Below are 1,334 nucleotides of genomic sequence, written 5' to 3'. Positions count from 1 at the left end.
GGGAAGACTGGTCTAATAATGAAATCATCCAGGCGGCGGCAATCGGTGAGTTTACAAGCCTGGATGGTATTGAATGGCGAAACGGTGCAGAGACTGCAGCGGATGAAGTAAAGTTTGATGATGTATTATGGAAACGTATTTTTTCAGAAACCAGTCAGTTTCTTAAGGACTCGCACTTTGGTAAAGAAGATATCAATATTGACATCGATACAGGAACCCAGATGTTTGTTGAGGAAAAATCAGCAATGTTTCATGGACATCCGACGGTTATGCAGCAGCTGCAGAAACAGATGGATGCGGAGCTGATCCGTATTCCTTACTTTTCACAGACATCGAATGAATCCTACGTGTACATGACTCCATCCTTAAACATTGCATTTAACAAAAATCTGGAAAAAGACCGGGAGAAACTGGATACTGCATTGGATGTGCTGGATTGTATGATTTCAGAAGAAGGGCAAAAGCTGATTGCGGATGGAAGCGGTGTTATTTCATTGAATACAGATGTTCCAACCATGATGCAGGATGTGCCTGGACTGGAAGAGGAGATTAATAATAATGCTGTTTATATCCGATATTCCGCCCAAAGATCATTTGATGCAGGTCTTGAGGCTGTTCACGGATTACTGTCAGGGGAAATGGATGAAACACAGGCTTTTGATACTTTTCGCAGTGTAATGAATCGTAAAGATCCAGAAGAAAAAGCAACGGTGAATTTTGAAAATGAATATTCCATTTCACTGAACGATAGAAATGGCCGTGATGCAGCATCTTCCATTTTAACTACGATCAAAGAAGAAAATGATGCACAGCTGGCTCTGGCGCCATATTATTATTTCACTTCCTCTATGTACAAAGGAGAATGCACTAATAGCCGGGTTGGCATGATGACAGCGAAGAGTTCAGATACAGCATTATACTTTGCAAAAATGAATGGTAAACAGGTTTGTGAACTCGTGGAAAATTATCTCGTCGAAGCTGATGAGAATTTTTACGTAACCAACAAATACGAATTACCAATTGCATCCGGTATGAAAATGATCGTCAATCAAGCGGAAAGTGGATTTTCATTAAAGGACTTGACAGTTAATGATAAGAAAATAGACAAAGAAAAGGAATACTCTATTCTTCTTACAGACACCACAATGTCTGTTTTGAAAAAAATAAATCCGAAATGTGAGATTGAGCAGCTTAAAGATACAACATTATCAAGTGCATGGATCGAAGCAATGTCAAAAGGACAGCAGCCGTCAGCACCGGAAGACTATATAGAGGTTGAACAGTAAAAGTGGAGATAGAACAAACGGTAAAGAAAAGAAAAAAAATAACAAGGC

General features: G+C 39.5%; 1 protein-coding gene. It reads left to right on the top strand.

Features of this window, described 5'->3' with window-relative positions; all coding sequences use genetic code 11:
- Positions 1-221: 221 nt before the first annotated feature.
- Positions 222-1,286 carry a 5'-nucleotidase C-terminal domain-containing protein gene (locus tag DXA97_RS19730; RefSeq protein WP_243107795.1) on the top strand — a complete coding sequence of 355 codons (1,065 nt, stop codon included), beginning with the start codon at positions 222-224 and terminating at the stop codon, positions 1,284-1,286.
- Positions 1,287-1,334 lie beyond the last annotated feature (48 nt).

Origin of the sequence: Clostridium sp. OF09-36, assembly GCF_003481985.1 — a bacterium.
Taxonomy (GTDB): Bacteria; Bacillota; Clostridia; order Lachnospirales; family Lachnospiraceae; genus Brotaphodocola.
The sequence above is the reverse complement of the archived record's forward strand: the minus strand, read 5'-3'. Positions and strand labels throughout refer to the sequence as shown.